This is a genomic window from Enterocloster alcoholdehydrogenati (assembly GCF_013282095.1).
GTDB classification, from domain to species: Bacteria; Bacillota; Clostridia; order Lachnospirales; family Lachnospiraceae; genus Enterocloster; species Enterocloster alcoholdehydrogenati.
The window spans coordinates 301,235-326,402 of the sequence record NZ_BLTJ01000001.1 but is presented as its reverse complement, the minus strand read 5'-3'; the positions used below and the strand labels follow the sequence as shown (position 1 = coordinate 326,402).

27 protein-coding genes are annotated in these 25,168 nt (G+C 52.3%); 20 read left to right on the top strand and 7 right to left on the bottom strand.

The window, feature by feature from the left end:
* Positions 1-16: 16 nt before the first annotated feature.
* From flhA to HW447_RS01495, 15 genes are read left to right on the top strand one after another with little or no spacing between them, the layout of a single operon-like run.
* Positions 17-2,131: a flagellar biosynthesis protein FlhA gene (gene flhA, locus HW447_RS01565; protein ID WP_176253555.1), complete on the top strand. Its 2,115-nt coding sequence runs from the start codon at positions 17-19 to the stop codon at positions 2,129-2,131.
* Positions 2,132-2,146: 15 nt separating this feature from the next.
* Positions 2,147-2,899: a sigma-70 family RNA polymerase sigma factor gene (locus tag HW447_RS01560; protein WP_176253554.1), complete on the top strand. Its 753-nt coding sequence runs from the start codon at positions 2,147-2,149 to the stop codon at positions 2,897-2,899.
* 27 nt (positions 2,900-2,926) lie between these two features.
* Positions 2,927-3,727 carry a flagellar hook-basal body protein gene (locus tag HW447_RS01555; RefSeq protein WP_176253553.1) on the top strand — a complete coding sequence of 267 codons (801 nt, stop codon included), beginning with the start codon at positions 2,927-2,929 and terminating at the stop codon, positions 3,725-3,727.
* A 15-nt stretch (positions 3,728-3,742) separates the two neighbouring features.
* Complete coding sequence (locus tag HW447_RS01550) at positions 3,743-4,534, top strand: flagellar hook-basal body protein (protein ID WP_176253552.1); 792 nt, start codon at positions 3,743-3,745, stop codon at positions 4,532-4,534.
* A gap of 27 nt (positions 4,535-4,561) precedes the next feature.
* Positions 4,562-5,182: a chemotaxis protein CheC gene (locus HW447_RS01545; RefSeq protein WP_176253551.1), complete on the top strand. Its 621-nt coding sequence runs from the start codon at positions 4,562-4,564 to the stop codon at positions 5,180-5,182.
* Position 5,183: 1 nt separating this feature from the next.
* Positions 5,184-5,666, top strand: coding sequence for a chemotaxis protein CheD (locus HW447_RS01540; protein ID WP_176253550.1), 483 nt, complete (start codon positions 5,184-5,186; stop codon positions 5,664-5,666).
* 18 nt (positions 5,667-5,684) lie between these two features.
* The gene (locus HW447_RS01535) at positions 5,685-6,635 is read left to right on the top strand and encodes a chemotaxis protein (protein ID WP_176253549.1); all 951 of its coding nucleotides are present in this window, start codon (positions 5,685-5,687) and stop codon (positions 6,633-6,635) included.
* Positions 6,632-7,768 carry a hemerythrin domain-containing protein gene (locus HW447_RS01530; RefSeq protein WP_176253548.1) on the top strand — a complete coding sequence of 379 codons (1,137 nt, stop codon included), beginning with the start codon at positions 6,632-6,634 and terminating at the stop codon, positions 7,766-7,768. Before HW447_RS01535 ends, HW447_RS01530 begins: the two co-directional genes overlap by 4 nt.
* 23 nt (positions 7,769-7,791) lie before the next feature.
* Positions 7,792-8,730, top strand: coding sequence for a hypothetical protein (locus HW447_RS01525; protein WP_176253547.1), 939 nt, complete (start codon positions 7,792-7,794; stop codon positions 8,728-8,730).
* Between the two features lie 56 nt (positions 8,731-8,786).
* Entirely contained in the window at positions 8,787-9,554 is a 768-nt protein-coding gene (locus HW447_RS01520) for a ParA family protein (protein WP_176253546.1), read from the top strand.
* Between the two features lie 11 nt (positions 9,555-9,565).
* Entirely contained in the window at positions 9,566-10,342 is a 777-nt protein-coding gene (locus HW447_RS01515) for a late competence development ComFB family protein (protein WP_176253545.1), read from the top strand.
* A gap of 48 nt (positions 10,343-10,390) precedes the next feature.
* Complete coding sequence (fliD, locus tag HW447_RS01510; RefSeq protein WP_176253544.1) at positions 10,391-12,823, top strand: flagellar filament capping protein FliD; 2,433 nt, start codon at positions 10,391-10,393, stop codon at positions 12,821-12,823.
* Positions 12,824-12,840: 17 nt separating this feature from the next.
* A complete protein-coding gene (locus HW447_RS01505) occupies positions 12,841-13,245 on the top strand; it encodes a flagellar export chaperone FliS (protein ID WP_176253543.1) in 405 nt (134 codons plus the stop codon).
* 10 nt (positions 13,246-13,255) lie between these two features.
* Positions 13,256-13,657: a hypothetical protein gene (locus HW447_RS01500; protein WP_176253542.1), complete on the top strand. Its 402-nt coding sequence runs from the start codon at positions 13,256-13,258 to the stop codon at positions 13,655-13,657.
* A 4-nt stretch (positions 13,658-13,661) separates the two neighbouring features.
* Positions 13,662-14,735, top strand: a complete 1,074-nt coding sequence (locus HW447_RS01495; RefSeq protein WP_176253541.1) for a nucleotidyltransferase family protein — start codon at positions 13,662-13,664, stop codon at positions 14,733-14,735.
* Here the strand turns inward: HW447_RS01495 and HW447_RS01490 are convergent.
* From HW447_RS01490 to HW447_RS01460, 7 genes are all read right to left on the bottom strand, one after another.
* Positions 14,714-14,956 (bottom strand): carbon storage regulator, encoded by a 243-nt coding sequence (locus HW447_RS01490; protein WP_176253540.1) that lies wholly within the window; start codon positions 14,954-14,956, stop codon positions 14,714-14,716. The genes HW447_RS01495 and HW447_RS01490 overlap by 22 nt on opposite strands.
* Entirely contained in the window at positions 14,937-15,419 is a 483-nt protein-coding gene (gene fliW / locus HW447_RS01485; RefSeq protein ID WP_176253539.1) for a flagellar assembly protein FliW, read from the bottom strand. Before fliW ends, HW447_RS01490 begins: the two co-directional genes overlap by 20 nt.
* Before the next feature lie 12 nt (positions 15,420-15,431).
* A complete protein-coding gene (locus tag HW447_RS01480; protein ID WP_176253538.1) occupies positions 15,432-15,965 on the bottom strand; it encodes a hypothetical protein in 534 nt (177 codons plus the stop codon).
* A gap of 41 nt (positions 15,966-16,006) precedes the next feature.
* Positions 16,007-17,128, bottom strand: a complete 1,122-nt coding sequence (locus HW447_RS01475; RefSeq protein ID WP_176253537.1) for a flagellin — start codon at positions 17,126-17,128, stop codon at positions 16,007-16,009.
* Between the two features lie 27 nt (positions 17,129-17,155).
* Complete coding sequence (locus HW447_RS01470; RefSeq protein WP_176253536.1) at positions 17,156-18,841, bottom strand: flagellar hook-associated protein FlgK; 1,686 nt, start codon at positions 18,839-18,841, stop codon at positions 17,156-17,158.
* A gap of 62 nt (positions 18,842-18,903) precedes the next feature.
* Positions 18,904-19,320, bottom strand: a complete 417-nt coding sequence (gene flgN / locus HW447_RS01465) for a flagellar export chaperone FlgN (protein WP_176253535.1) — start codon at positions 19,318-19,320, stop codon at positions 18,904-18,906.
* Positions 19,317-19,634 carry a flagellar biosynthesis anti-sigma factor FlgM gene (locus tag HW447_RS01460; RefSeq protein ID WP_176253534.1) on the bottom strand — a complete coding sequence of 106 codons (318 nt, stop codon included), beginning with the start codon at positions 19,632-19,634 and terminating at the stop codon, positions 19,317-19,319. Before HW447_RS01460 ends, flgN begins: the two co-directional genes overlap by 4 nt.
* 176 nt (positions 19,635-19,810) lie before the next feature.
* On the opposite strand from HW447_RS01460, the gene HW447_RS01455 reads away from it, so the two are divergent.
* From HW447_RS01455 to HW447_RS01435, 5 genes are read left to right on the top strand one after another with little or no spacing between them, the layout of a single operon-like run.
* A complete protein-coding gene (locus HW447_RS01455) occupies positions 19,811-21,241 on the top strand; it encodes a hypothetical protein (protein ID WP_176253533.1) in 1,431 nt (476 codons plus the stop codon).
* Positions 21,228-21,569 carry an EscU/YscU/HrcU family type III secretion system export apparatus switch protein gene (locus HW447_RS01450; RefSeq protein ID WP_176253532.1) on the top strand — a complete coding sequence of 114 codons (342 nt, stop codon included), beginning with the start codon at positions 21,228-21,230 and terminating at the stop codon, positions 21,567-21,569. The genes HW447_RS01455 and HW447_RS01450 overlap by 14 nt, the downstream gene beginning before the upstream one ends.
* Entirely contained in the window at positions 21,529-22,959 is a 1,431-nt protein-coding gene (locus HW447_RS01445) for an N-acetylmuramoyl-L-alanine amidase family protein (protein ID WP_243176170.1), read from the top strand. Before HW447_RS01450 ends, HW447_RS01445 begins: the two co-directional genes overlap by 41 nt.
* Positions 22,956-24,221: an N-acetylmuramoyl-L-alanine amidase family protein gene (locus HW447_RS01440; protein WP_176253531.1), complete on the top strand. Its 1,266-nt coding sequence runs from the start codon at positions 22,956-22,958 to the stop codon at positions 24,219-24,221. Before HW447_RS01445 ends, HW447_RS01440 begins: the two co-directional genes overlap by 4 nt.
* Positions 24,222-24,227: 6 nt before the next feature.
* Positions 24,228-25,064, top strand: a complete 837-nt coding sequence (locus tag HW447_RS01435) for a lytic transglycosylase domain-containing protein (RefSeq protein ID WP_176253530.1) — start codon at positions 24,228-24,230, stop codon at positions 25,062-25,064.
* Positions 25,065-25,168 lie beyond the last annotated feature (104 nt).

The following is a 25,168-nucleotide window of genomic DNA, read 5'->3' as shown; positions in this document are numbered from 1 at the left end:
GGAGAAGAGTGGACGAATGAAGAAGTTAATGAGTTATTCGGTAGTCCTATTTGTGATTACCGTTATACTGCTTTTAATCATACCCATGCCTGCGGGCATGGTGGATGTGGCGATCATCCTGAATATGTCATTTTCAATGATGATCCTGGTGATCACCATGACCATCCGGGAGCCGCTGGAATTTTCCATCTTTCCCTCGCTTCTGCTGATTACCACGCTGTTCCGCCTGGGAATCAATGTTTCTTCTACCAGAAACATCTTAAGCCACAGCGGTTCTTCGGGAAAGGTGATCGCTGCCTTCGGCGATTTCGTACTGCAGGGCAATGTGGTGGTTGGTATGATCATTTTCCTGATCATCGTGCTGATGCAGTTTATCGTAATCACAAAGGGTGCGGAGCGAGTAGCCGAGGTAGCCGCCCGTTTTACCCTGGATGCCATGCCTGGAAAGCAGATGGCCATTGACGCGGACTTAAGTTCCGGCCTGATCAATGAGCAGCAGGCCAAGGAGCAGCGCAGCAAGATCCAGAGAGAGGCTGATTTCTACGGTTCCATGGATGGTGCGACCAAGATCGTCAAGGGAGATGCCATCATGTCTCTGATCACCACCGCCATCAACCTGATCGGCGGAAGCATCATCGGTATTGTGCAGTCTGGAGATTCCATCGGAAATGTACTGAACACCTATTCCATCGCTACGGTGGGAGACGGCCTTGTATCACAGATCCCGGCCCTTTTGATCTCCACCGCTACGGGTATGATCGTTACCCGCGCGGTATCAGAGGGAAGCTTAAATGAGGATGTGTCCCACCAGTTCGTGGCCCAGCCTCACGCCATCATGATCAGCGGACTAGCCATAGCAGTTATGGCGGTGATCCCGGGAATGCCCCTGATCCCAATGTTTATCATTTCAGCCGTCCTGATCGGCGGCGGATATTACCTGTCACGTCGCATCAAGGAAGAACCTATAATGACGGCTGCGGCCGTTTATGGAATGGAAGCGGCGGGAGGAGGCGCGGCGGCCGGCGAGGAAGCGGCGGCGGCTAAGGCTCCGGTAAAGGAGGAGGACTATTTTAAGGATGTCAATAATGTATATTCCCTCCTTTCCCTGGAATCCATCGAGATGGAATTTGGGTACAGCCTGATTCCGCTGGCGGATGAATCCTCCGGCGGGCGTCTGATCAGCCGGATTGTGATTTTCCGCCGCCAGTACGCCCAGGATATGGGATATGTGGTTCCCTCCATCCGCCTCAGGGACAGTTCCATGCTGGCTCCCAGCCAGTACTGTATTAAGATCCGCGGGGAAGAAGTAGCCCGGGGAGAGATTCTGGTGGATTACTTTCTGGCTCTGGAGCCGGAGACGCCGGAACAGGAAGTGGACGGTATTGAGACCATTGAACCTGCATACGGTATCCCCAGCCGCTGGATCCGTCCGGAGAATAGAGAGCGGGCGGAACTTTACGGGTATACGGTCATTGATCCGCTGTCCGTTATGGTAACGCACCTGTCGGAGGTGATCCGCCAGCACGCCTTTGAGCTGATTACCCGCCAGGAAGTGGTGCGTCTGGTGGAAAACCTGAAAAAGACGGCCCCGGAACTGGTAGAGGAGGCCTTCCCGCAGCTGATCAGCTACAGCTTTTTCCAGCGGGTCCTGACAGGGCTTCTAAAGGAAAATGTTCCCATCCGCGATCTGGAAACCATCGTAGAGACACTGTTGTCCTCTGTTTCTGAAACCGGGCTTATGCCAAGAGATACAGATGGTGTGATCGAGCGGATCCGCACCGCCTTAAAGCGGACGATTACCCGGATGTACTGTGAGGACGGAACTATGAAGGTGCTGACCCTGGATGCGGAACTGGAGCGGGATATGGTATCGGCCCTCTCAAAGGGAGAAAACGGTTTTTACCTGGCCCTGGACCCGGATACATTACAGAGCATCATCCGCCAGCTGGCAGAGCAGCTTAAAAAATTCAGCGGATTTTCCCAGGATCCGGTTGTGCTTACCTCTCAGGTCATGCGGATTCATTTCTACCGTCTGACGGAGCAGTTTTATCCGAAAGTCCGCGTGCTGTCCTTTAACGAGGTGGCAAGCAATGTACAGATCCAGTCCATAGGAAGTATCAAGAAGCAATAGAACGGGTGGTTGAAGATGGATGATTTCACACAAAAAACAAATGAAGAATTGTTTGCGCTCTATAAGAAGGAGCCGTGTCCGCAGCTTCGGCAGGAACTGACCATGCGCTATCTTTACATCGCCACTTCGGTGGCCAGACAGATGTATGATCTTTATTCCAGTGTCATGCAGATGGAGGATGCCGTTCAGGAGGGCGTTCTGGCCATCATGCGGGGAATTGATTCTTATGAGCCGGATTTGAATATCAAGTTTTCTACCTATATCACTCCCAGAGTACGGGGGGTGATGCTGGATTTTGTGCGCCGCCATGAGTGGATGCCCAGAGGCTACAGAAAGCAGCTGAGCATCATTGATGAGGCGCGCCGCGAACTGGAGGACAGGCTGGGACGTCCGCCCACCCTCCAGGAAGTCGCAGAGCATACAGGGATCAATGAAAAGCGCTGCCAGAGGATCTTAAGCCTTCAGCCCATGAGCATCGTACAGTCCCTAGACGTGCTTATGCAGGATGAAAAGACGGCGCAGGTGGTGCAGATTCCCAGTTCTGATCTGGATGTTCAGCCTGAGGCCGCGTTTTTGAGAGAAGAAACCACCGAACTGCTGCGTCAGGGGATCCAGACGCTGGACGAGAAGGAAAAAATGGTTCTTGCGCTTCATTACGTGGAAAAGCTTAAAATGGAGCAGGTGGGGCAGGTTATGGGAATCAGCCAGCCCAGGGCGTCCCAGATCCATACGGGAGCTTTGCGCAAGCTCCGCAGGTATATGGCCTGAAAAAATGCACAAAAAGGAGGAAATCAAATGTATCAGGGCTTTTACAATCTGGCTTCCGGGATGCTGACCCAGAGCCGGAACCTGAATGTGATCAGCAACAATATGGTCAATGTGCAGACCGCCGGCTACAAGACGGACACGATGGTAAGCACCACCTTTGGAGATGAGATGCTCTACCGCACAGGACGTCAGAGCAAGGAGAACCCCACGCAGCTGGCTACCGTCTCCAAGATCAAGACAGCTGACCGCACCTATATCAATTACGAGCAGGGAGATTTTGAGGAAACCGACGGCATCTATGACTTTGCGTTAGGAGGAAAGGGGTTTTTCTGCATACAGACGCCCCAGGGAGAACGTTATACAAGAAACGGCTCCTTTTCCGTGGATACGGAAGGATATCTGACTCTGGACGGAGCTGGACGGGTTCTTTCATCCGATGATCAGCCCATACGCATTGAAGATGAAAACTTCACCGTGGACAGCACAGGACACATTACGTCAGTGATCGTGCCGGACAGCGAGGAGGATGAGAGCAGCGGGGAAGTGGAGACAAAGGATTACGGAACCTTAAAAATTGTGGATTTTGCCGATTACGGGCAGCTGCGCAAGGAGGACAGTGGGATGTTTTCATCCACTGCCGCACCCGCAGCCGTGACAGATGGAAGTGCCCCGGTGCAGTGGAAGACCATCGAACGTTCCAATGTGGATATGGTTCAGGAAATGACCGCCATGATGTCATCTCAGCGGGCCCTGCAGAGCGCGGCACAGGTTCTTAAGATGTACGATCAGGTCATGAGCAAGTCTTCCGGTGATGTTGGAAGGCTGTAGGGAGGAAGATGAGAGATGAATATGTCTTTTTATACTGGAGCCACCGGAGCCAGACAGTTTACAAAAAAGTTAAGCGTGACGGCTAATAACCTTGCAAATATCAACACACGGGGATACAAGCCCAAAACGGCGGCCTTTTCCCAGCTGGTGCAGTATAACCTCAACGATTCAGAGACAGCCCAGACCCAGCTTCAGGCAGGGGCCGGCGTCAGCCTTTCAAGAACCTGGACGGATTTTGGTATTTCGGGAGCGACTCAGACGGGTGCGGAATATGATTACGCAATCATGGAGCCGAATGCATTTTTCATGATCCAGGATCCTGAAACAGGAGAGATCAGCTATACCCGCGACGGCCATTTTCACAGCGGAGAGAGAGAGGATGGCTTCTATCTCACTACGGCCAATGGAAAGCTGGTGCTGGATCAGAACCAGGAGCCTCTGAAGCTGGAGGTTACGGATGTGGAAAAGCTTCAGCAGGAAATGGAAGAGGGGTATGAGGACGATACCGTGGAGGATGATACGGACACAGAGGATGAGGATGCGCCCAGAGTCAGTGTATATACATTTGACAATCCCAGCCGCCTGATCAGCAAGGGGGATAATGAATATGTACCCCAGGATGCGGACGCCCAGGCAGTGCTTAAAAAGAGCGCTTCTCTGGAGAAGGGGGCCCTGGAAACCTCCGGTACGGATATGGCCAGGGAAATGACACGGGTGATCGAGTGCCAGAGGGCGTTCAGCTACGCTCTTAAGATGGTCACGACTTCTGATGAGATCGAGTCCACCATTAACTCCCTGCGCGGATGATGCAGCCTATAAAGAGAGGAACGGAATATGAAAATAAAACGCTATGAGGATCTGAACCTTCAGGAGCTGGACGTAATGCGCGAGATCGGCAGCATCGGCACCAGCCATGCGGCTACCGCCCTGTCAAAGCTTCTTAAGAAAGAAACCAGGATCACTATTCCAACAGTCAGTATTCTTGGCTGTGAGGAGGCGGCGGAGCGGATCGGAGATATGGAAGAGGTAGTGGCGGCAGCTCTTGTAAAGATGGGCGGGGACATTGAGGGAATGATGCTCTTTCTCTTTGACCTGGAGTTTGCCAATACAGTTCTGGAGACATTGACAGGCCGCACCTGGGATAGTTTTCTGGAAATGGATGATCTGGCCCGGTCTGCTTTGGAGGAGATCGGCAATATCATTATCTGCTCTTACATAAATGCGTTCTCTCAGCTGGTTCAGGTGGATATCAATCTGTCCGTTCCAAGCTCCACGATCAATATGTTAGGCGGTATCCTGATGGTGCCGGTAGCTGAATATGGATATGATACGGATAAACTGATGTACTGCAACGCGGATTTTGTAATCGAGGGAAAGACCTATTCAGACTGGCTTCTGATGCTCCCGGATATCCGTTCCTTAAATACGATTCTGGAAAGACTGGGTGTTTCGTAATATGGAAAGAGAATTAAAGGTCGGGATCGGCGATATGAAGCTGTCCCGCGGAGACGGACGTATTATTACCTACGCCCTTGGTTCCTGCATCGGCATTACCTTTTATGATCCGATCACGCACCTGGGCGCGCTTTTACATATCATGCTGCCTGCCCGGCAGTCACCCCAGGATGTCAATGTCTTTAAATACGCGGACAGCGGCATCCGGGAAACGCTGAGGAAGCTTACGGTATTCGGTATGATGAGAGGCAGGATGGTGGTGAAGATCGCAGGGGGAGCGCGGATGTTTGAGATCAGCGGAAATTCTGCTTTCGGAAACATCGGGGCGCGCAATGCAGAAAGCGTAAAAAAGGTGCTGGCGGCGGAGGGAATCCGTATCGCTGCGGAGGATACCGGCGGCAATTACGCCAGAACCATGCTCTTAGACCTGCGGACCGGCGATGTAGTCGTGCGGACTGTGGGACGGCCGGAGCGTCACTTATAGGGAGAGGAGATACGACAGATGAGACATAATGAAAAAGAAGGCATCCTCCTGGAATCAGGAACCAATGAGATTGAAGTCATGAAATTCATGGTCATGGGAGAATTCTATGGGATCAATGTGGCGAAGGTGCAGGAGATCATCATGAGCGGAAAGGTAAAGCCCATGCCTCATGCCAACCCGTCAGTGGAAGGAATCTTCAAGCCCAGAGAAGAACTGATCACCGTCATAAATCTGGCCTACTATCTTTCAGGAGAGCGCCGGGAGAACGGCCCCAGAGATCTGTTCATCGTCACGAACTTCAACAAAATGACAGTGGCCTTTCGTGTGGAAAGTATTGAGGGTATCAGCCGTATTTCATGGAAGGACATCCAGAAACCGGACAAGACTATCGCCAATGGCGAGGAAAGTGTAGCCACCGGCATCGCTCAGTGCGGCAAAGAGCTGGTAACCATTCTGGATTTTGAGAAGATTGTGGCTGAGATCGCGCCGGAAACTACTATCCAGGTATCGGAGATCGAGCGCATGGGCGACCGGCCGCTGTGCCGCTGCCCCATTGTGGTTACGGAGGATTCCGTGCTTTTAAGCCGTATGATCAACGATTCTCTGGAGCGGGCCGGATTTACGGAGATCAAAAATTTCCCCAACGGCCAGGAGGCCTGGGATTATCTTTCCTCTATCCGTGATGACCAGGATCTTTATGAGAAGGTAAACCTGGTAATAACGGATATTGAGATGCCTGAGATGGACGGACACCGTCTGACAAAGCTGATTAAGGATGATGAACGCCTTAAAAAGCTTCCGGTTGTTATATTCTCATCCCTGGTGAATGAACAGATGCGCCAGAAGGGAAAAGAACTGGGAGCGGATGAGCAGCTTTCAAAGCCGGAGATCGGCCATCTTGTAGCGGTAATGGATGAACTCCTGGCGCGGTTTGAACGGGAGATGAAAGGAAAGGAAGCAGACAGATGAAGAAATATGAATTAACGTCGGCGATCCGTACCGGCAACGAACTGATCGATTCAGAGCACCAGAGGATCTTTGATGAGGCAAATGCCCTGATGGAGGCCTGCCAGGCCGGACAGGCCAGAGAGCATTTACGGGAAATGACGGAATTTCTGGCAGATTATGTAGGCGTTCATTTTTCAGATGAGGAGAGCCTTCAGACTCAGTACCGCTATCCCAATTACACAGAGCACCATAAGTTCCATGAATGGTATAAAAATGAGCTGAAAGAGCGTCTGGCAGCAGCCAGAGGGGAGAAGAACATTTTCACCATTGTGGGTAAGATCACACAGGTGATGGATATACTGATCAAGCATATCCAGACAGAGGACAGCCGCCTTGCCAAGTGGGTAAAGGAGCAGCAGGAAAAAGAAAGGAACGCGCCCCGGATGGAGGGAAAGACAAAAACTTCCCCTTTTATTTCCTCCTTTAAGGCTGTGGGCGGGGAAAAAGCCATAGATCTGCGCTCCGCCATGGATATCGAGGAACTGCAAAAGATCCTGGAACTGTTTGCGGCGGCTACCGGTATGGTCTGCGCGGTAGTGGATCTCTCTGGAAACCAGATCACAAGGACGAACGGCTTTACCGGTTTTTCCAGCCGGTATTCCAGGGGCCGCCATGAAGAACTGATGGAATTTACCCAGGATCTGATCATCGGCGGCTATCGGGCCGGCAGCGTAATCGGCGGAGCCCTGCGGACAGAGGGAACAGAAAACGGGGCTATAACTCCGGATACGGTAGAAGCCGGCGGTCAGCTGTTAGCTGAGATGATCAACCAGTGGGCAGACGCACTCTATAAACAGAAGGCGGGAACCGGCAGCATGGAGGCGTTCCAGAAGGAAGCATCTCAGGTGCAGGAGGCGATCAGTCAGATCAAGAGCCGCGCAAAGGGGCTGGAGCAGACCGCTACCATGGAAAAGATGCTTTCCTTAAACGCTGCCATTGAGGCCGGAAGGGCCGGAAAGGCAGGAGTAGGTTTTGCGGTTGTGGCGGAAGAAATCGGCCGTATGGCCAATGAATCAGCGGCCGTATACCGTGAGATCCAGGATCTGGTGCGTCAGGTGGAGGAATCCATGGCGCGTCTGGAAAAACGGGATTAAAGGCATCTCAAAGGAGGCGCTTTATGGCGGTAAAAAACAGGGTGAAAACGGTAATAGGGGGGTTCCTCTGCCTGTCAGTTTTATTTGGCGGGCGGGGGACTCTTTGCGCCTGGGCCGGACTGGAAGGCTCCTGGGACCGGTCAGAGGATGGAAAACACTGGCAGTATGTATACAGTCCCGGAGAGCCTGTCTGCAGCCAGTGGATCGTATCAGAGGGCAACGACTATTACCTGGATAATAATGGGAATATGAAAACGGGCTGGTTCACAGATCCGGCGGACGGCAGCCGGTATTATCTGGGCGAGGACGGCGCTCTGAGAAAGAATACCTTTCTGCCCGACGGTTCCTATGCAGGCGAGGACGGGCGTATCTTAAAGGCCTTCGGCGTATGGCGAAAAGCCATGGATACGCAGCTTACAAAGCTGATCCGTTCGGGAACAGAAGGCGTATTTGCGCTGGCGGACTTAAATGGAGACGGATACAGGGATCTGGCGGTGCTGGAAAGCGGCGGCGGCTCTTCTCATGTCCTTCTGACAGCTGTATGGGATGAGGAGGAGGAAACGCTTTGTCTGGGGGCGGAGAGCGCAAATGATGAGGAAGAGCAGTCTCATCTGGCGTACAACAGCCGTTCCCAGAGCGTATGGCTCATAACAGAGAGCGGGGACGGGAGACAGAAGGATTACTTTACGCTGGAAGATAACGGGGCCTACTTTGAGCAGATCCGCCATTTTGAGACAGACACTGACGACTGGGGCGGAACACTTTATTATGTGGACGGCGATGAGACCGACCAGGGAGAATGGGAGCAGCTTCAGGAGGATGCCCGGTCTATGTCCGGGGAGGATCAGGGAGATTTCTTTACGGCCATGGGGATTTCAGCCACTCCCCTGGATGCGGATTCTGTGGCAAAAGCGCTGGATCAGGCTCCGTCAGGGGAGGAACTTGCCCTGTGGCAGCCATGACCTTTCCCGGCTGTGCGTATATGAGAGTGCACGAGAAAAAACAGGAGGATACATAAATGGCAACGATAATCACAGTTTCAAATCAAAAAGGGGGAGTCGGAAAGACAACCACCACGGCAGCTTTGGCGGCCGGACTCTCGATGGAGGGAAAACGTGTGCTCTGCATCGACCTGGACCCTCAGGGAAATCTTGGTTTCTGTCTGGGGCTGGACGCGGAAGCGGGATATACTGTGCTGGATGCCTTAAAAGGGCAGATACCGGTACGGGAAGCCATCCGGCAGACGCAGCTGTGCGGCCTCCTGTCATCGGATATCACACTCAGCAGCACGGGGTTGGAGCTGGTGCGCGGACAGAGACGTGAGTCGATTCTCAGGGATACGCTGCAGCCGGTTCTGGGAGAATATGACTATGTGGTCATTGATACGCCTCCTGCCTTAAACCTTCTGACGGTCAACGCATACGCCGTATCGGACTATCTGGTAATTCCCATGGCCTCCGATATCCTGAGCCTGGTAGGCCTTTCACAGCTAAAGGAGACGGTGGAATCGGTGCAGAGCCAGCTTAATCCCCGGCTGAAGGTGCTGGGAATCCTGCTCACACGGTTTAATGGGCGTACCTGTCTTGCCAGGGATGTACTGGAGATGGCCCAGCAGCTGGCAGACCAGATGAATACCCGCGTGTTTGACGCAAAGATACGAAACGGCGTGGCAATCGCAGAGGCCCCGGCGCATGGAGAGAGTATTTTTACATATAATCCCCGTTCATCTGCTGTGCGTGATTATAAGGATTTCGTTCAGGAGACTGCCGGGATTATCGGTCTGTAAGGAGGAGGAAAATGGCAAGAAAGACGAATAAAACCTCTCATGTACTCAACCTGATCACAGGAGGAAATACCGTCTCCGGGGAAACAGAGGCCCCGGAGGCAGCCGCAGCGCCAAAGGCCCGCCCGGTTTCACCGGAGCCGTCATCTGCTGCGACAGAGCAGAAAGTAGTGGTGGTGGATTCCAGCGAGGATGAAAAGATCTCAAGTGATATCCGCAGGGAACTTCTGCATGAGCTGGGAGAAACGGCAGACGGGGATGTCAGAGAGGATGCAGCGGAAAAACAGCAGCCCAATCTGCCGGACAGTTCGGCTGTGCTCTCAGGGGAATCACAGCTTAAAGAGCCGTCAGAGCCGCAGCCGGATCGGCCGCTGGTTCATGCGGAGCTGCCCTCAGAGCCACAGCAAGATATGCTGATGTTTCATGGGGAATCACAGCCGGCGCCGCACTCCGCAGCCCGGCCAGAGTCCCAGACGGCGTTCCAGCCGGAGGAGAAGCCTTCATACCGAATGGTTAACGTGATGGAAGAGATATTAAGCCCGGAGAGTGTGAGAGCGGAAATGGAAAAGTACGGCGTCTGCCTGTGCAGCCGCTGTCAGGCGGATGTGATGGCTCTGCTCCTTACCCGCCTTCCGGCCAAATATATCGTAGCGGACAGGACGGCAGTATCCCCGCTTCTAAGCTATTATAAGAACAAATTCCGCGTCAGTCTCCTGACACAGACCGTGAAAGCCTGCATGGACGTGCGGGAACATCCCCGCCATGAGCGAATGGAACCTTATGATCTGTAGGATCTTGCCGATAATTAAAGTAAGAGTACACGAAAGGAGTATGTAATTATGGCAAGTATATCATCAGCAACCAGCAGTCTTGGCAATACGTCCCTTAAGGGTTTCGGCGGCCTGGCTTCTGGTATTGACCGTGATACGCTCATTGAACAGATGACATCCGGTACTACATCAAAGATCACCAGTAAAAAGCAGGCCATGACAAAGCTGACCTGGAAGCAGGAGGCGTTCCGGTCCATCAGTGATAAGATTCTGGATCTGCAGGATAATTTCCTTGGCTTTTCCGCTACCAGCAGCCTCTCAGATGGAAGCTTCTTTGCAAAAAACCAGATTTCTCTAAATGGAGATTCCAGCGTTACCAAGTATGTAAAGGCTTCCGGAACCTCTGACATGGTTGATTATCTGTCTCTTCTGGGGGTAAAGCAGCTGGCTACCGCAGCCAACCGTCTTTCAGATTCCATGACAGGCCCCGGGTCAGTGTCTACAGGTATCACTCAGAGTAAATTTGAGTCCTCAGATAAGAACATTCTCACCTCCAACCTGGAGGGAACAAAGCTGGTATTTGGAACCTACAATTCCAGCGATAAAAGCTTTAATGAGGCAGTTACCTTTACATTTCCATCCAGCTATACAGTAACTGGAGCGGACGGCAAGAAAGAGACAAAAGAGATCGATTACACCCAGGATCCGGCCAAGCTGGTGGATCAGCTCAATGAAGCCCTGGATTCCCAGGAATTTATGGGGAAAAACGGAAAGAGCGGCATTCACTTTAAACTGGATGGCAGCGGAAACCTGACCATAGAGCAGACGGCCAATATTACGGATGCAGGGAAAGGCTATTCCATCCGAAGCACCTCCTCCGCTCTTACCGCCATGGGCTTTGATAAGACAAAGCTGAGCGAGGATGAACTGAATAATGGCATCACTCTGGATGAGTTTAATAAATCTACCAGCGCTTTTAAGGATTCTTATGTAACCCGCGAGACCCTGAAGGAGTATATGACTGGTAAGAGTATCACAGTCACATATGGCGGTCAGAAAAAGACCATTGAGCTGATCAAGGATGGGGAGACAGTCGACTCCTATGATAAGTTTAGGGAGCTTCTTCAGAACCGAATTAACAAAGCGTTCGGAAAGGATAAAATCACCGTGGAAACAGGCACGGATGGAGGTCTTTCCTTTAAGCCCGTCAACAGCCAGGAGACGATCAGCATCAATGCAGACAGCCTGGAGCTGCGCAATGCAATAGGAATCCAGGCCAATCAGTCCAATAAACTCAGCTTAGACTCCAGCCTGTACTATAACCGGGAGCAGCTGGGCTTTGATAAGAATATGACAGAGGACGAATTTAATAAGAAACTGAAAGATTTCTCCATTAACGGCGTCGCTATTTCCGGCCTGACCAAAGACACTACGGTGAATCAGCTTATGGCTATGATCAATGAAAATGATGAGATAGGAGTAAAGGCGTCCTATATTGCGGGAACTAACCAGTTTTCACTCACAGCAACCGAGACGGGAAGCGGACGAAAGATTGAGCTTGGGGGAATGGCTGAGAATATCTTTGGAAGCAAAGATGAAACAAATAATCGCGACGGACAGGATGCCCAGATCCTTGTAAGCTACGGAAACGGCGTGGAGACCACAGTCACCAGCTCCACCAATTCCTTTGATCTGGAAGGCTTAACAGTAACAGTAAGCGGAACCTTTGGCTTTAACAGTGACGGAACGGTAGACCGTTCCCAAAGTGTTACCTTCAGCGCTGCCGCAGATGTAGATGCAGTGACAGAGCGCGTTAAAAAGTTTGTAGAGGACTACAACGCTCTGGTTAAGGAAATCAACTCCCAGATTACCACAAAGCCGGACAGCAGCTATGCGCCTCTGACTGACGCCCAGAAGGAAGAGATGGATGATAAGTCCATTGAGAACTGGGAGAAAAAAGCAAAGCAGGGACTTTTATTCGGCGATACGACACTGCGGGATTTGAGCAGCTCCATACAGGGTGTTCTGACAGACCTGATGGGAAGCGGCGTTTCCTATGATGATCTGGAGAAGATCGGCATTACGATTTCTGATGACTATACGGATGGAGGAACCCTTTCCTTTGATGAGACCAAGTTTAAAGCAGCCATGACCAGTGATCCTGATCTTGTCTCCAATATCTTTACCGGAGGCGGAGAGGTGAAGAAGGGACTTATATCTATCGTGGAGGACACGCTGACTCCATACGCAACCCGCTGGTCCTATAAAAACGGCGGTTCCTACGGTTCTCTGATCGAGGAAGCAGGTTCGGAAAAGATCTCCCTGTCCCTGACCAATAACCAGATCTATACGCAGCTGCAGGAGATGCAGGATGCCATCGACCGTCTGAATGACCAGCTTAAGACGGAACAGGACCGCTATATCAGCCAGTTTACCCAGATGGAAACGCTGATCAGCCAGATGAACAGCCAGTCCGGCTATCTGTCCTCTCTGTCCGGCTGATGCTGAGGTGATGGAAAATGGATGGTTATAAAAAGTACAAAGAGAAAAGCGTTTACTCCATGAGCGGCCCGGAGCTGCTGCTGCTTTTGTTTGACGAGGCAATCAGCCGCCTTAAAAAATCACAGATCGCTTTGGAGGATAAAAATTACGCAGTATTTGACGATTGCCTTCAGCGTGTCACCCGTATTCTCCGGTATCTGATCGAGATTCTGGATTTAAACCAGCCTATCAGCTTTGACTTGAGGAAGATATACCAGTATCTGATCTATGATATAAGCCGGATCCAGGCGGGAAGAGAGCGGCAGGCCGATGAAATCGGCCGTGTGAGCCACATCCTGTCAGAACTGCGGTCAGCCTTTGACGAGGCCAGCCGTATTGCAGGAGGCAATCACATGGTACAGAACAAGGGTATTCTTGGATAGGAGGAACGGGGTGGATAAAGCGCTGGAAAATATTATGATCCTTCTTCAGAGACGCTATAATTTTCTCCGGGAGATCGGCCGGCTGACCGATGAACTGGCAGAGGCCACAGAGCGCAGAGACACGGTCTCTGCCTCTCTTCTTCTGGAGATGCGGGGGGAACAGATGGAACGCCATGCAGCCTGTGAAGGAGAACTGCGCCGTCAGACAGAAGAGGAGATAAGTCTCCGAAGAAAGCTGTATGCCATCGCCCTTGGCCCCATTAGTCAGGCAGACGGCTGGACGGAAGGCGTCAGTCCGGCCCAGGCCGCTATGATACAGAAGATCAGGGAAATCCGGGTGCGGACACAGTCTCTGATCGAACAGATACGCGCAAAAGACAGTATGCTTGCAAGAAGGGTTAGACACAGGTAAAAAAATGAATCGAATCTTATTTGAAGGCCGTCTGCTGGTCAGCATGGCGGCCTCTGTGGCACGTCAGGATGACCTGCGGCCGCTGCATGGAAAACTGGACTGGGAACGGATGTTTCGGATTGCGGACTACAACCGGATCGCTGATCTGATCTATGTGGCAGTCCTGGGAAATGAAAAGGTGCCTCAGCAGTGGAGGGACCGTTTTTTTGAACGTTATCAAGAAAGTCTCCGGTTTGGAGATATCTGTACAGAGGGAGAGCAGGAGTTCCTTGCGCTGTTGGAGAGCCGGGAGATTCCGGCTCTTATTGTCGGTTCCAGCAGCCGCAGGCTGCTTTATGAAATGCCGGAGATGGCAGGAGTGTGCTCTCTCTGTCTGTATATGAACACGGAAAATTATGTGCTTGCCAAGGGATATCTGATAGATCTTGGATATGAGACAGATCGTGCATACGGCGTCTATGGGGAGCGTCTGCGGCGTCCGGACGGTTTTTCTGTAGAACTCTACGACGGCATCCCTTATAAAACGCCCTTTTATCACAAACAGCTTTCCCGGCTCCTTGACCGTGGAGAGACGGCGGCTCCTTATACCCATATCCGTATATTAAGCCCGTCAGACCGGCTCATATGGCTTTTTGCTCAGGCGGCCTATCTGTACGCCACGGATCAGCTTCTGGTTCGCCATCTGATGGATCTGTGCGTCCTTCACCGCAGTCTGGCAGAAACACCGGAAATGGAGCGGATCTGGCAGCGCCTCAAAGGCTTAAAAATCGGCTCCCTCTGTGAAAAACTGCTGGGACTGGGCTATATGTGGTTTGGGACAAAGGAAGAACGTGCGGTTTCACCCTCTCAGGATGAGTTAGAAGTGTATGATGTGATAGAAAACCGTATCCTTGGTTATGGGAAGGAGTATCCCGAAACCATGCCGGAGGCCCTGGCGCTGACCGGATCTATCCTGAAAGCAGAAGAGCGCGAAAACCGCCATGCCAGAAGAAAGCTTCTGTACCGGCGGTTTAGGGATGACTGTAATGAGCTGTATTCCCTTTTTAGAAAAAAGGATCAGCAGGATTCCCTTAAATAGGGAAGAAGTGCGGCAGCGGCGCTCTGAAGTGCGGAAGGATCCGTTACAAGGGCATCATGGTTCATGTCTGCCGTTTCCTGAAGCTCCTCACGGATGATTGAAACCTCCTTGGGAGCGTCCACTGCCACACGAACAATACCGGAAGAGCATTCGATAATGGTGATGCGGATATCGTCACCGATGAGAATGCTCTCATTTTTTTTACGTTTGAGAATCAGCATTGCAATTACCTCCATTCATGTTCTCTGGCTGATTTAAAAGAGTGCTTAAAGGATGACGGTAGCCGTAATTATTTCCATTTAAAATGACCTGCCGTCCCTGGCGTGTGACTGGATTGATAGCCAGAGGACATTTAAGGTTTACTGTGTTGTCCAGATAATTGCTGCGCACTACACAGATGGAATAATAAGACAGCTCTCCGCTGTTTTCTACTTCCAGAGCGGTAAGATCCTCCGGCTGCAGAACAGGATCATAGTCTGGCAGCAGCGAACAGGGATTGATGAGGAAAAATGCGATCTGCTGATCTTCTACAGACTGTAAAAGCAAAAGAGAACTGTCCCCCTCATCCATGCACAGAGGAAGAAACTTCTTCAATGAGGGGAAACCGAAAATACCTTCTGAAAAGGTCACAAGCTCATCTGCTTCATATTCAATGGTTCCATGGTAATCGGTATGGATTGTCATAAGTAAAAACTCCTATATCTTTAAATTCAGCGCTTCTCCTTCGGCGTCGCTGTCTCTGGGCGGCACATAGTTAAAACCGCCGGTGTATGTAAAATCCACTTCCGGCCAGGATGTGATGATCGTCATCTCAATGGCCGGGATATAGGTTACATCCCCGGAGGCCACCCGTGTTTCAAAGCTGCCTCTTTGCTGGGTGTATGCGGCGGCCGCTTCAGATGATGCATCCCGGCCAGGAAAAAAATCGGATGAAGAGCCGGCGCCGGAAGAACCGGACGGCCTGTTTGGCAGAGAACCGGCAGCTGCTTCGCCCGGCAGGGATATCGGCGAACCAGAAATCCCCCCGCCGGCAGAAAATGCGCGGTTAACCTTAAGGATATAATTCATATCCGGCTGTGCCAGTTCATTGTTAGCCTGCATAAAAGCGGCTTTTCTGGCAAGAGCGATATGCTTTTCCAGTACAAGTCTGTCATCCGGCACAAGCCGGCCGTTCAGACGGAAATGAATTGCTTTAAATGGTTTTGCAGTAACCTCCAATAACTGTCCCATTGCGTCCCCCTTTATGTGTACCTGCTGTTAAAATGATTTTGTCAACTCAGAAAATCAAACAGAGATGACTGAAGCAGGTTTGCTCCTACCTTCAGGGCAGCAGAGTAAGAATACTGATAAGAATACATCTCCATGATCGCTTCGTATGGATCAGCCCCCAAAAGATCGGAATATTGAGTCTCCAGTGAATCCTCCAGCGCATCCAGACGCTTCTTTGTGGTATCCAGGATGCTGGATTTATTGCCAAGGTCGGCATATACGGTGCTGATGGTGTGCTCTGCCTTTGACATACCGGTCTGAAGATTGCCCATGGTGGTTGTAAACGTACCCGCATCGATGGTCCCGTTGATATACTGGTCAGAAGCCATCACTGCGGAACTTACAAGACCCAGAGGCCCCTCGTTCAGCCCCTTTTTGATTGCATCCTTGGCATCCTGATCACTCATGGCTCTCAATGCATCTGAACTTAAGCCGGTCAGCACATTCAGGCCGCCGGTGTAGGTGTCTAACAGCGTTTTTTCGTTGGAAATATCCCCGTATCCAACATCTACTCGTCCCTGTTCCCGCATGGCTGTAAGCATCTTGTTCAGATCCGCATCGCTGATCTCATAGCCGTAGCTGTTATTTGCCTTGTCATAAGTCAGCTTCATGGTCATGGTCTGAGTGGTGCCGTCCGTAAACTTATGGGTAAAGGTCAATGTAGACCCGTCGTCACTTAATGCGAACGGAGTAGTGGACACATCATTGCCGCCGAACACATAGTACGTTCCATACTGGGAATTCAGGTTTGACACCATGGACTGCGCTCTCTGAAGCAGTTCATCCCGCTTGGTCTGCACCGTATTTTTGTCTGTATTGTGGGTGCTGTCGCTCAGGTACTGGATAGCTGTCTTTGAACCCGTAAGAAGCTGCTGGATATTGTAAGCGCCCTGTTCCTGCTGATAGAGACGGTTCTTCACATCGCCCAGGAGAGCGTTTTTGCTTTTTGTATCCTGATAGATCTGGTCGATCTGCTTGCCCTGATAATAGGCCAGCGGATTCTCGGCGGCTGATTCATAAGCCGCTCCGCTGGAAACCTTGTTCATCGCCTTGTTTAACTTGCTGTGAACATCATTGACAGAGGATGTAAATTTGCTGTATACTGATGAATTTACAACTCGCATATAAAAGAAACCTCCTGTTATGATACATTACCGTCCTACCATGCCGGTATTGCTGATCAGTGTATTTAAGACCTCGTCTAAGGCCGTCATCAGGCGGGAAGCCGCATTGTAGGCGGAAACATAGGTCATCATATTGGTAGCCTCCTCATCCATGCTCACGCCGGAAATGGAGTCCTTAGAACTTTGGATGGAATTTAACACGGTTACGTTTGTCTTCAGGGCAGTAGTGTTGGAACTGGAATCAGTAGCCAGCTGGGTGGAAACGTGGTTCATATAATTCGCATAGGTCTTTCCTTCCACACTGGCCTCAGACATGGCCTTTAACATGGCCCGTACAGTATCTGTAGGGCTGTCACCGCCGGTGGCAATATGAGTATTGCCGTTGGTCCAGCCGGTGCTGATGCTGATATTAGAGGCATTGATGCCGGTGGAATTGCCAGTGGCGCTGTTCATAAAGAGTTCACCGCCGCCGCCGGTTTTATTGAGGTTGTTCATGGTGTCGGCAAAGCTTTTTGCCAGCGTGTCAAGCTTACTCATATAATACTGATATCCGCGCACATCGTCCGTGCCGCCGGTTCCTTTTTTGCCCAGCATATCGAGACTTGCCTGAAGAGAGCCCCCGGAAAACTGGGAACTGGCTGCTCCGGCAGTAGTGGTTGCGGGATTGGTTCCTGCGGCGGCGCTGCTCTGGGCAGCAGTAAACTTTACAGCCACGTTTGTGGGATCGTTCCGGTCTGCCGCTGCAGTGTTATTGTCTGCCTTTACAGCCTCCAGCTGGCCGTAGTTTTTCTGCTTGCCGTCCGCACCCTGCTCAGAACCGTTTACAAGGGTCATCCGCTGAGTATTTCCCTGAGCGTCGGTGTATACCAGTTCAACCTTCAGATCGTCCGGCCACTCCCGCTTTCCGATGATCTTTCCGCTGGCGTCGTAGTCATAGGCGCGGTCGCGGATAGAGCCGTCCGCAGCTGTATAGGTGCCGCTGTGGGAGCTGTCTTTATAGTAGCTGACCTCAATGGGAATATAACTGGAAAGCGTATCCAGAAGCACGTTGCGCTCGTCCATCATCTCAAGGGAGGGCTGTCCAGCCACCTGATTCTGCTTGATCTGGACATTAAGTTCTCCGATCTGGCGCAGGATATCGTTGATTTTGTCCACAGCGCCCTGTTCACTGGTGCCTGCACCGGTTACACGGTCAAATTCTGATTTTTCCGCCTCTGTGATCTGGGAAGCGGATTTGTTAAAAAGGGCCGCCAGATTCTCCATCTTGGAACGGAGCTCGCTCTCGTAGACAGGATCCACTACCTTAGAGGGATCGTTTATGTTCGTCAGTACCGACTGGATATCCTTAAACGCAGCGTTAAGGCCGCTGATATTCGTCTCATCCAGTATATTGGCCAGAGAATCCAGGGCCGTCTGCATGGAATTATTGTAATCCGCCTTTGTCATCTGAAGGCGGTACTGGGTGTCAAGATAGGGATCCCGTACCTGGGATACTCCGTCCATGCTGACGCCGAAACCGACTACATTCTCTGAGCCGTTCATCGTGTGGCATACGCCGCCGGTGTAGTTTAGGCTGGATGTGTTTAGCTGCTGACGGGTGTAGCCCACCGTATTCATGTTGGAAAGATTCTGTCCCGTGATATCCAGGCGCTTCTGATTGGCCTGGAGAGCGGAAAGCGCCGTAGAGAATCCGGCAAATGTTGCTCGTACCATATATAGTGTTACCTCCAAAAATCATAAAATCACTGCCGCTTTAAGCGGTGTCTGAACATGGATCAGCCGTACTCATCGTAGTGAGGGCCGCCGGACAGACCTGAGATATGCTGGATCTGGCGCAGACGCACGTTTAAAATACGGTCTGCGCTTTCCTTTGTCTCCCGCAGCCGTCCAGCTGCCTGGGTCAGTTCCTCAAAAACAGGGGAAAGGCGTTCCTTTCCCTCGTTGTCCTCCTGCTCCAGAAGCTGACTGACCGTAGCCTGTTCCAGACCGGCTGCCTTTAAAACAGAGAGCCTGCGCTGCTCCAGCCCCCGAAGCTCTAAGATCAGAGCCTGCTCCTCTGTCAGGATGGGATCTAATAACTGGTGATGTCCCTGGCTGGCTGCCGCCGCCTTTTCCTCCTCCGCCCGGTTTAAGCGTTTCAGCACATCCGCAAGGCGGACGAGAACCGGGAGAAGCTCTGCCGGGGCTCTCACAGATCAGCCATGGCGTCTGCGATGGCCATGGCATCGGGATGGTAGGAACCTTCCGCGATTTCTCTTCTTAACTGGGCGATGCGCTCCGGCCGGGGGCCTTCGGAACCGGCCAGTTCACCGATCACGTTTTTTGCCAGGGAACGGGCAAACGTTTTATCATCCAAAAGGGCGTCTTCCCTGATCTGGAAGGATGCCCGGTCGTAATTGCCCCTCATAACCGGGTCCGGCTCTGCCGAAGCCGGAGAGGAAGCCGGGGCGGCAGAACGGGCCGGGCTTTCGCCTCCTGCCCTCCATGTATAAAACTGAATATTCATAAGCTTCTCCTTTTTGCGTACTGTGATGCTCTTACCTCTATTATCGTCACATTGCAGGAACGCATAAGAAAAAACTGCCGTCATTTTTTGGAGGCAGTCATTGCATAAATATAGGAACTAATAAGAATATAAAACGCGCCGATAATAAAAATGAAAGACTGCGAAAGGGGAACACTATGGCAAATATCTTACAGGTGACCAATTCAGCTTTAAATACAGAAACAAAAAATATAGGAGCGGAGCAGCCGCTTAAGACGCCCCTGTCCGACCAGCAGATCCGAAACCCCTCAGATCCCTCCCGCGTGGTGCGGGCGGACGGCCAGGAGAGCGGGAAAAGCGGTACAGCGACAGGGGAGAAGAACTTCGGTGTCGCCGGCTACAGCAGCAATTACGGGGCCTTCCTCCAGAAGCTTGCCGAGGGGACAGACCTGACACAGCTGCTTGGCGATCTTTTCTCCGGAAGCGGCATAGCGGCCCAGGGGGATGAACAGACCGGACAGCTGATCCGTGAACTGCTTACCTCCCTTCAGTTTGAAAGCCCGGAGGATGTGACCGGCTTTTTAAAGGAACAGACATCCCAGCAGCTGAAGTTTTCGGGGCCGTTCTTTGAAAAATTCCGCTCCCTTTTGCTTCAGGGATCCTCCTCTTCCATGAAGGACGCCGCTATGGAATTTCTGCGGGCGTACAATGATTTCTCTGCGGGAGAGCACCTGCTGCGCCAGATGGAGACTCTGACAAAGGATATCACTTCCCTGCTGTTTCCGTCGGTAAGAGGAGAATTTGAGGAGCTGTTAAAGGGGATGGACTGGGGAGCCCAAAATGGACGTACCCAGGAAAACATGGAAACATTAAGGGGGCAGGTGATCCCGTTTCTTTCCCGCTATATTTCCAAAACCCACGATTACGGGGCCGTGCGCAGCGCCACCATGATGCTGGTGCTAAACTGCATAAAGTATGAAAACGGGAGCAGAGAGCAGCTGCTTCAGCTTTTTGACCGCATGGCATCCAGCCGGGAGTTTCCCAGGTTTTTCGGAGATGATCCAAAGGCGGCCCTTACAATGCTTCTTGAGGGCGTAACCCCGGGGCAGCACCAGAGCGGCTTTGCGGACGCCTTTTCCTCCCTGCTTTTAAAAGGGATGGAGGGTGGAGCGGGCCTGGAGCAGGTGCAGCCCTTCTACCAGCTTTTAAACAGCCTTCTTTTAAATGAGAGCGTTTATCTCCCCCTGATGCACCTGATTCTTCCATTTCAGTACCAGGATAAGGAAGTAATGTCCGAACTGTGGGTGGATCCGGATGCTCACAAGGAGGAGGATGAGGCCCAGGGCGGACGGAAGATCCGGTTTCTGGTGCGTTTTGAGATCAGCGGAGTGGGAGATTTTGAACTGGCGGCTTCTTTGCAGGAGAGAAAGGCAAAGCTTCAGCTGGCGGTTCCTCCGGCGCTGATGGAGGAACGCCAGGAGATCCAGAAAAAAGTGACAGGGATCTTCCGTCAGAACGGAATGGAGGTCAGCCGCCTGCTGGTGCAGGAAAAGCAGGGGGAGATGCGGCTGGAAGAGGTATTCCCGGATATTCTTAGAAAGGAGAAAGCCATCGATGTCAGAATTTGACCGTTTACTGGAAAAAAAGGCCATTGCTTTAAAATACTCCCCTGACCGGGATCAGGCCCCGGTAGTGGTGGCTTCCGGCATGGGCTATATGGCGGAGCGGATCACGGAGGCGGCGGTGAAGGCGGGAGTACCTGTATATGAGGACAATTCCCTGGCGGCTCTTCTGGGCCAGTTAAAGCTGGGAGCCGCCGTGCCGGAGGAGCTATACCAGGCCATTGTAGATATCTACATTTATTTTCTGGGCTTTGCGCCCGCAGATACAGAAAAAAAGGAGAGTGCAGATACAGATGAGCAGGACAGAAAAGAGCAGGCGGCTGAGAGCCGTTAGCAGGGGGACAGCGTTGTTTTTTCTGGCAGCATCCATGGGACTTTCCGTACATACAGCATCACCAGTTGCTGTTTTTGCAGCTACAAAACCTATTAACACAGTAAGCATCAAGGTAACCTCAAAGCTGGAACCGGGAGTGAAGCTTCCCAAAATACAGATCGGCGGCACCCCGGATACGGGCGGCGTGTCCGTAAGCGGCAGCGGAAGTAAGTACAGCGTGACAGAGGCGGAGTGGGTGGACAAAAGCGGGGACGAGCTGAAGGCGGCGGAGGAACCCCAGATGCGGGTGACTCTGGAGCCGGAGGACGTGAGCGAGGATTATTTTCCCGCATCTTATAAAAGCTCCAGCGTAAAGATAAGCGGGGGCACCTTTGTATCGGCCAGGCGGGACGGGGACAATCTGATCGTAACGCTTCGCGTCAAGGGAGTCAAAGGCGATTTCGGGCAACCGGAGGAGGCCTACTGGAATGAGAATAATCTGGGCGAGGCCCGCTGGGAAAAGCCGGATAATGCCTCAGGCTATTATGAAGTTCAGCTGTACCGGGACAGTAAGCAGGTGTACCGGGTGGCCCAGACCAGCTCGCTGCAGTACAATTTCTATCCCTATATGACAAAGGCGGGCGAATACACCTTCAAAGTGCGCTCCATTCCCGTGACGGCGGAGCAGAAGCAGTACGGCGGGAACAGCGACTGGACCGAATCAGGAGAACTGACCATCACAGACCGGTATGTTTCGGACGGAAAAGGACAGCAGAACGAAAACGCGGCCGTAAGGCCCGGCACTACGCAGCCCACCGGCTGGGTAAAAGAGGGCGATGGCTGGATCTACCGTCTGCCGGACGGACAGCTTTGCCGGGAAGAGTGGTACTGTGTAAATGACCAGTGGTACTACTTTGACGGGACAGGCCATATGCAGACCGGCTGGAGACAGGAAGGCGCAAACTGGTATTATCTGTATTCCAACGGCGCAATGGCGGTAGGCTGGAGCAAGATCGGCGGCGTGTGGTATTATTTTTACCCCCTCACAGAAAACGGGCATACCAAGGGCGTTATGGCCGGGCCGGGCTGGCAGGTGATCGGCCCGTATTACTACTATTTTAACAGCGACGGTTCTATGTACAAGGGCTGGCTGAACCAGAACGGAAACTGGTATTATCTGAATACGGTGGAAAACAGCCTGGAAGGCGCCATGTTTACCGGCTGGCTGAACCGGGACGGCAATACCTATTTTACAGATGCCAACGGGGTCATGGTTCAGGGCTGGATGCAGATCGATGGAAACTGGTATTACTTTATGCCGGGTTCCGGGGTCATGGCCAGGGATACTTATATCAACAGCTTTTACCTGGACAGTGACGGCATATGGAGACAGGAGGGAAACAGAGGATGAGGGATAAGAGAGAACGGAAACAGCCGGGAGGCAGCGGGAGGAAATTACTGTACGCCTGCGCGGCGGCCATCGTGCTTGCAGGGACGGGAACCGGATGGCACAGCCGGCTGTACGCCTTAGCGGCGGACAGCAGCGTGATCGAAAGTCTCAGCGTCACGTTTACAACTGCCTACGGTGACGCTGAGGAAATCCCGGAGCCGAAGATTACAGTCAGCGGTTCCGGCGTTTCCCTGGGGGACGTTCAGTACCGTACAGAGTATGACAACTGGAAACCGGGCCGGAAGGTTCGGGTGGAGATCAATATAGTGGCCGATGACGGCAAATATTTCCCCTCCTCCCTGGGAAGCTCCAAGTGCAGGGTAAGCGGCGCGGATTATGTGTCCGTAAAGGCTCTGGATGACAACACCCTTCAGGTGAAGGCAGACTATACGCCTGTAACGGTACTGGGAAATACCTCTGAGGCAGGCTGGAGCAGCACTTCCTCTAAAAAGGCCGTGTGGAAGGCGGTGGATTATGCCCCTGGCTATACCCTTACCCTTTACGGCAACGACAAGGTGGTCAAACGTATGACCGTTACAGATAACAGCGCAAGCCTTGGGGAGTATATGACGGATCCCGATAAGATCTACTATTATGAGGTAAAGGCTGTGCCTGTAACGGCGGCCCAGAAGAAGTATTTAAAGGAGGGTGAGTATGTAACCTCCACAGAACAGGAACTAGATGAAATCACTGAAAAGCACGCCGCATCCACAGACCGGACAGACACAGGAGGGCCGGGAGACAGCGGCTCCTTTAAAGGAGACAATTATGTGTCGCCGGACGGTTCTCTGGCTGTAAATACATGGAAAAAGGCAGATGGGAAATGGTATTACTTCGGCGCGGACGGCACAAGAAGCCGGGGCTGGCTAAACTATGGCGGACGCTGGTATTATATGGACGGAAACGGTGTCATGCAGACCGGATGGGTGGATATCAACAATGGTTCCTGGTTTTATCTGGGGCCGGACGGAGATATGCAGACGGGCTGGATACAGCCTGTACCGGGAAACTGGTATTATCTCAACCAGTACGGCTATATGGAGCGGGGCTGGGTGCTTATAAACGGGCGCTGGTATTATATGGACGAAAATGGCAGGATGCAGACCGGGTGGATCCAGTATAAGGACAACTGGTATTTCCTGCACAGCGACGGGGCCATGGCCCAGGGCACGGCCATAGACGGCTGGCAGATCGGAGCGGACGGGATCGCGAGAAAGGAGTAAAAGAGAATGAGTATCATCGTACCGGCGGCGGATCAGGCCGCGGGGATGCAAAAAGCAGTACAGACCGGCACAAACAGCCAGATCCAGGGCGGATTTCAGGACGTTCTGGGAAAAAATATGACAGCGGCAGCCACCAGTATGGACGCTATCTTTGAGGAGGCGGCAGCCTGCTATGACATCTCGCCCCGTCTGCTGCGGGCGGTTGCAAAGGCGGAGTCTAATTTTAATCCCAAAGCGGTGTCGGGAGCAGGGGCCATGGGCGTCATGCAGCTGATGCCCGGCACCGCCCGTTCCCTTGGGGTCAGCGACCCCTATGATGCCCGCCAGAATATCATGGGCGGAGCGAAATATTTAAAGCAGAACCTGGACCGGTTTGGGGATGTGAGCCTGGCTCTGGCGGCCTACAACGCCGGCCCTGGGAGCGTGCAGAAGTACGGAGGCGTCCCGCCCTATAAAGAAACTCAGAATTATGTCCGAAAGATCATGGCCGACTTAAACGGAACAGACAGCCTTTCTTCCGGAAAAATGGTCACCTCCGCCTATGGGGACGTGGGGCCGGGAGTGACAGAACGGGAGTACAGCGGCATGGACTGGCTGGCAGCGGCGCGGCTGACAGGGCAGCTTCCTGTGGGGCAGTCTGGAACTGATACGGAAAACAGCGGTATGGCGGGCCTTCTGGCAGCAGGGAAAAGTACAGGCGGCGCATTTGACCTGGGCGCGCTCTATGCCATGGCCCAGGGCCAGGAGGGCGGCATGGACGGAGAATCCTGGGCCAATATGGTGCAGATCGTAAGGCTGCAGATGATGATGGATTCAGGAAAGGACACCGGCGTCCTGATCTGAGAAAACCGGCTGGAAATATATCTGGGCGCTTATGAAATGAAAAAAGCGGACGATATAACAGGTAATGAGCCCCGCACAAAAGGTGAGGGGCAGACCACAAAGAC

Bases quoted from the DNA above. Each gene is read 5' to 3' on its own strand.
- flhA (WP_176253555.1), top strand. From the start codon at position 17: ATGAAGAAGTTAATGAGTTATTCGGTAGTCCTATTTGTGATTACCGTT.
- HW447_RS01560 (WP_176253554.1), top strand. From the start codon at position 2,147: ATGGATGATTTCACACAAAAAACAAATGAAGAATTGTTTGCGCTCTAT.
- HW447_RS01555 (WP_176253553.1), top strand. From the start codon at position 2,927: ATGTATCAGGGCTTTTACAATCTGGCTTCCGGGATGCTGACCCAGAGC.
- HW447_RS01550 (WP_176253552.1), top strand. From the start codon at position 3,743: ATGAATATGTCTTTTTATACTGGAGCCACCGGAGCCAGACAGTTTACA.
- HW447_RS01545 (WP_176253551.1), top strand. From the start codon at position 4,562: ATGAAAATAAAACGCTATGAGGATCTGAACCTTCAGGAGCTGGACGTA.
- HW447_RS01540 (WP_176253550.1), top strand. From the start codon at position 5,184: ATGGAAAGAGAATTAAAGGTCGGGATCGGCGATATGAAGCTGTCCCGC.
- HW447_RS01535 (WP_176253549.1), top strand. From the start codon at position 5,685: ATGAGACATAATGAAAAAGAAGGCATCCTCCTGGAATCAGGAACCAAT.
- HW447_RS01530 (WP_176253548.1), top strand. From the start codon at position 6,632: ATGAAGAAATATGAATTAACGTCGGCGATCCGTACCGGCAACGAACTG.
- HW447_RS01525 (WP_176253547.1), top strand. From the start codon at position 7,792: ATGGCGGTAAAAAACAGGGTGAAAACGGTAATAGGGGGGTTCCTCTGC.
- HW447_RS01520 (WP_176253546.1), top strand. From the start codon at position 8,787: ATGGCAACGATAATCACAGTTTCAAATCAAAAAGGGGGAGTCGGAAAG.
- HW447_RS01515 (WP_176253545.1), top strand. From the start codon at position 9,566: ATGGCAAGAAAGACGAATAAAACCTCTCATGTACTCAACCTGATCACA.
- fliD (WP_176253544.1), top strand. From the start codon at position 10,391: ATGGCAAGTATATCATCAGCAACCAGCAGTCTTGGCAATACGTCCCTT.
- HW447_RS01505 (WP_176253543.1), top strand. From the start codon at position 12,841: ATGGATGGTTATAAAAAGTACAAAGAGAAAAGCGTTTACTCCATGAGC.
- HW447_RS01495 (WP_176253541.1), top strand. From the start codon at position 13,662: ATGAATCGAATCTTATTTGAAGGCCGTCTGCTGGTCAGCATGGCGGCC.
- HW447_RS01490 (WP_176253540.1), bottom strand. From the start codon at position 14,956: ATGCTGATTCTCAAACGTAAAAAAAATGAGAGCATTCTCATCGGTGAC.
- fliW (WP_176253539.1), bottom strand. From the start codon at position 15,419: ATGACAATCCATACCGATTACCATGGAACCATTGAATATGAAGCAGAT.
- HW447_RS01480 (WP_176253538.1), bottom strand. From the start codon at position 15,965: ATGGGACAGTTATTGGAGGTTACTGCAAAACCATTTAAAGCAATTCAT.
- HW447_RS01475 (WP_176253537.1), bottom strand. From the start codon at position 17,128: ATGCGAGTTGTAAATTCATCAGTATACAGCAAATTTACATCCTCTGTC.
- HW447_RS01470 (WP_176253536.1), bottom strand. From the start codon at position 18,841: ATGGTACGAGCAACATTTGCCGGATTCTCTACGGCGCTTTCCGCTCTC.
- HW447_RS01460 (WP_176253534.1), bottom strand. From the start codon at position 19,634: ATGAATATTCAGTTTTATACATGGAGGGCAGGAGGCGAAAGCCCGGCC.
- HW447_RS01455 (WP_176253533.1), top strand. From the start codon at position 19,811: ATGGCAAATATCTTACAGGTGACCAATTCAGCTTTAAATACAGAAACA.
- HW447_RS01450 (WP_176253532.1), top strand. From the start codon at position 21,228: ATGTCAGAATTTGACCGTTTACTGGAAAAAAAGGCCATTGCTTTAAAA.
- HW447_RS01445 (WP_243176170.1), top strand. From the start codon at position 21,529: ATGAGCAGGACAGAAAAGAGCAGGCGGCTGAGAGCCGTTAGCAGGGGG.
- HW447_RS01440 (WP_176253531.1), top strand. From the start codon at position 22,956: ATGAGGGATAAGAGAGAACGGAAACAGCCGGGAGGCAGCGGGAGGAAA.
- HW447_RS01435 (WP_176253530.1), top strand. From the start codon at position 24,228: ATGAGTATCATCGTACCGGCGGCGGATCAGGCCGCGGGGATGCAAAAA.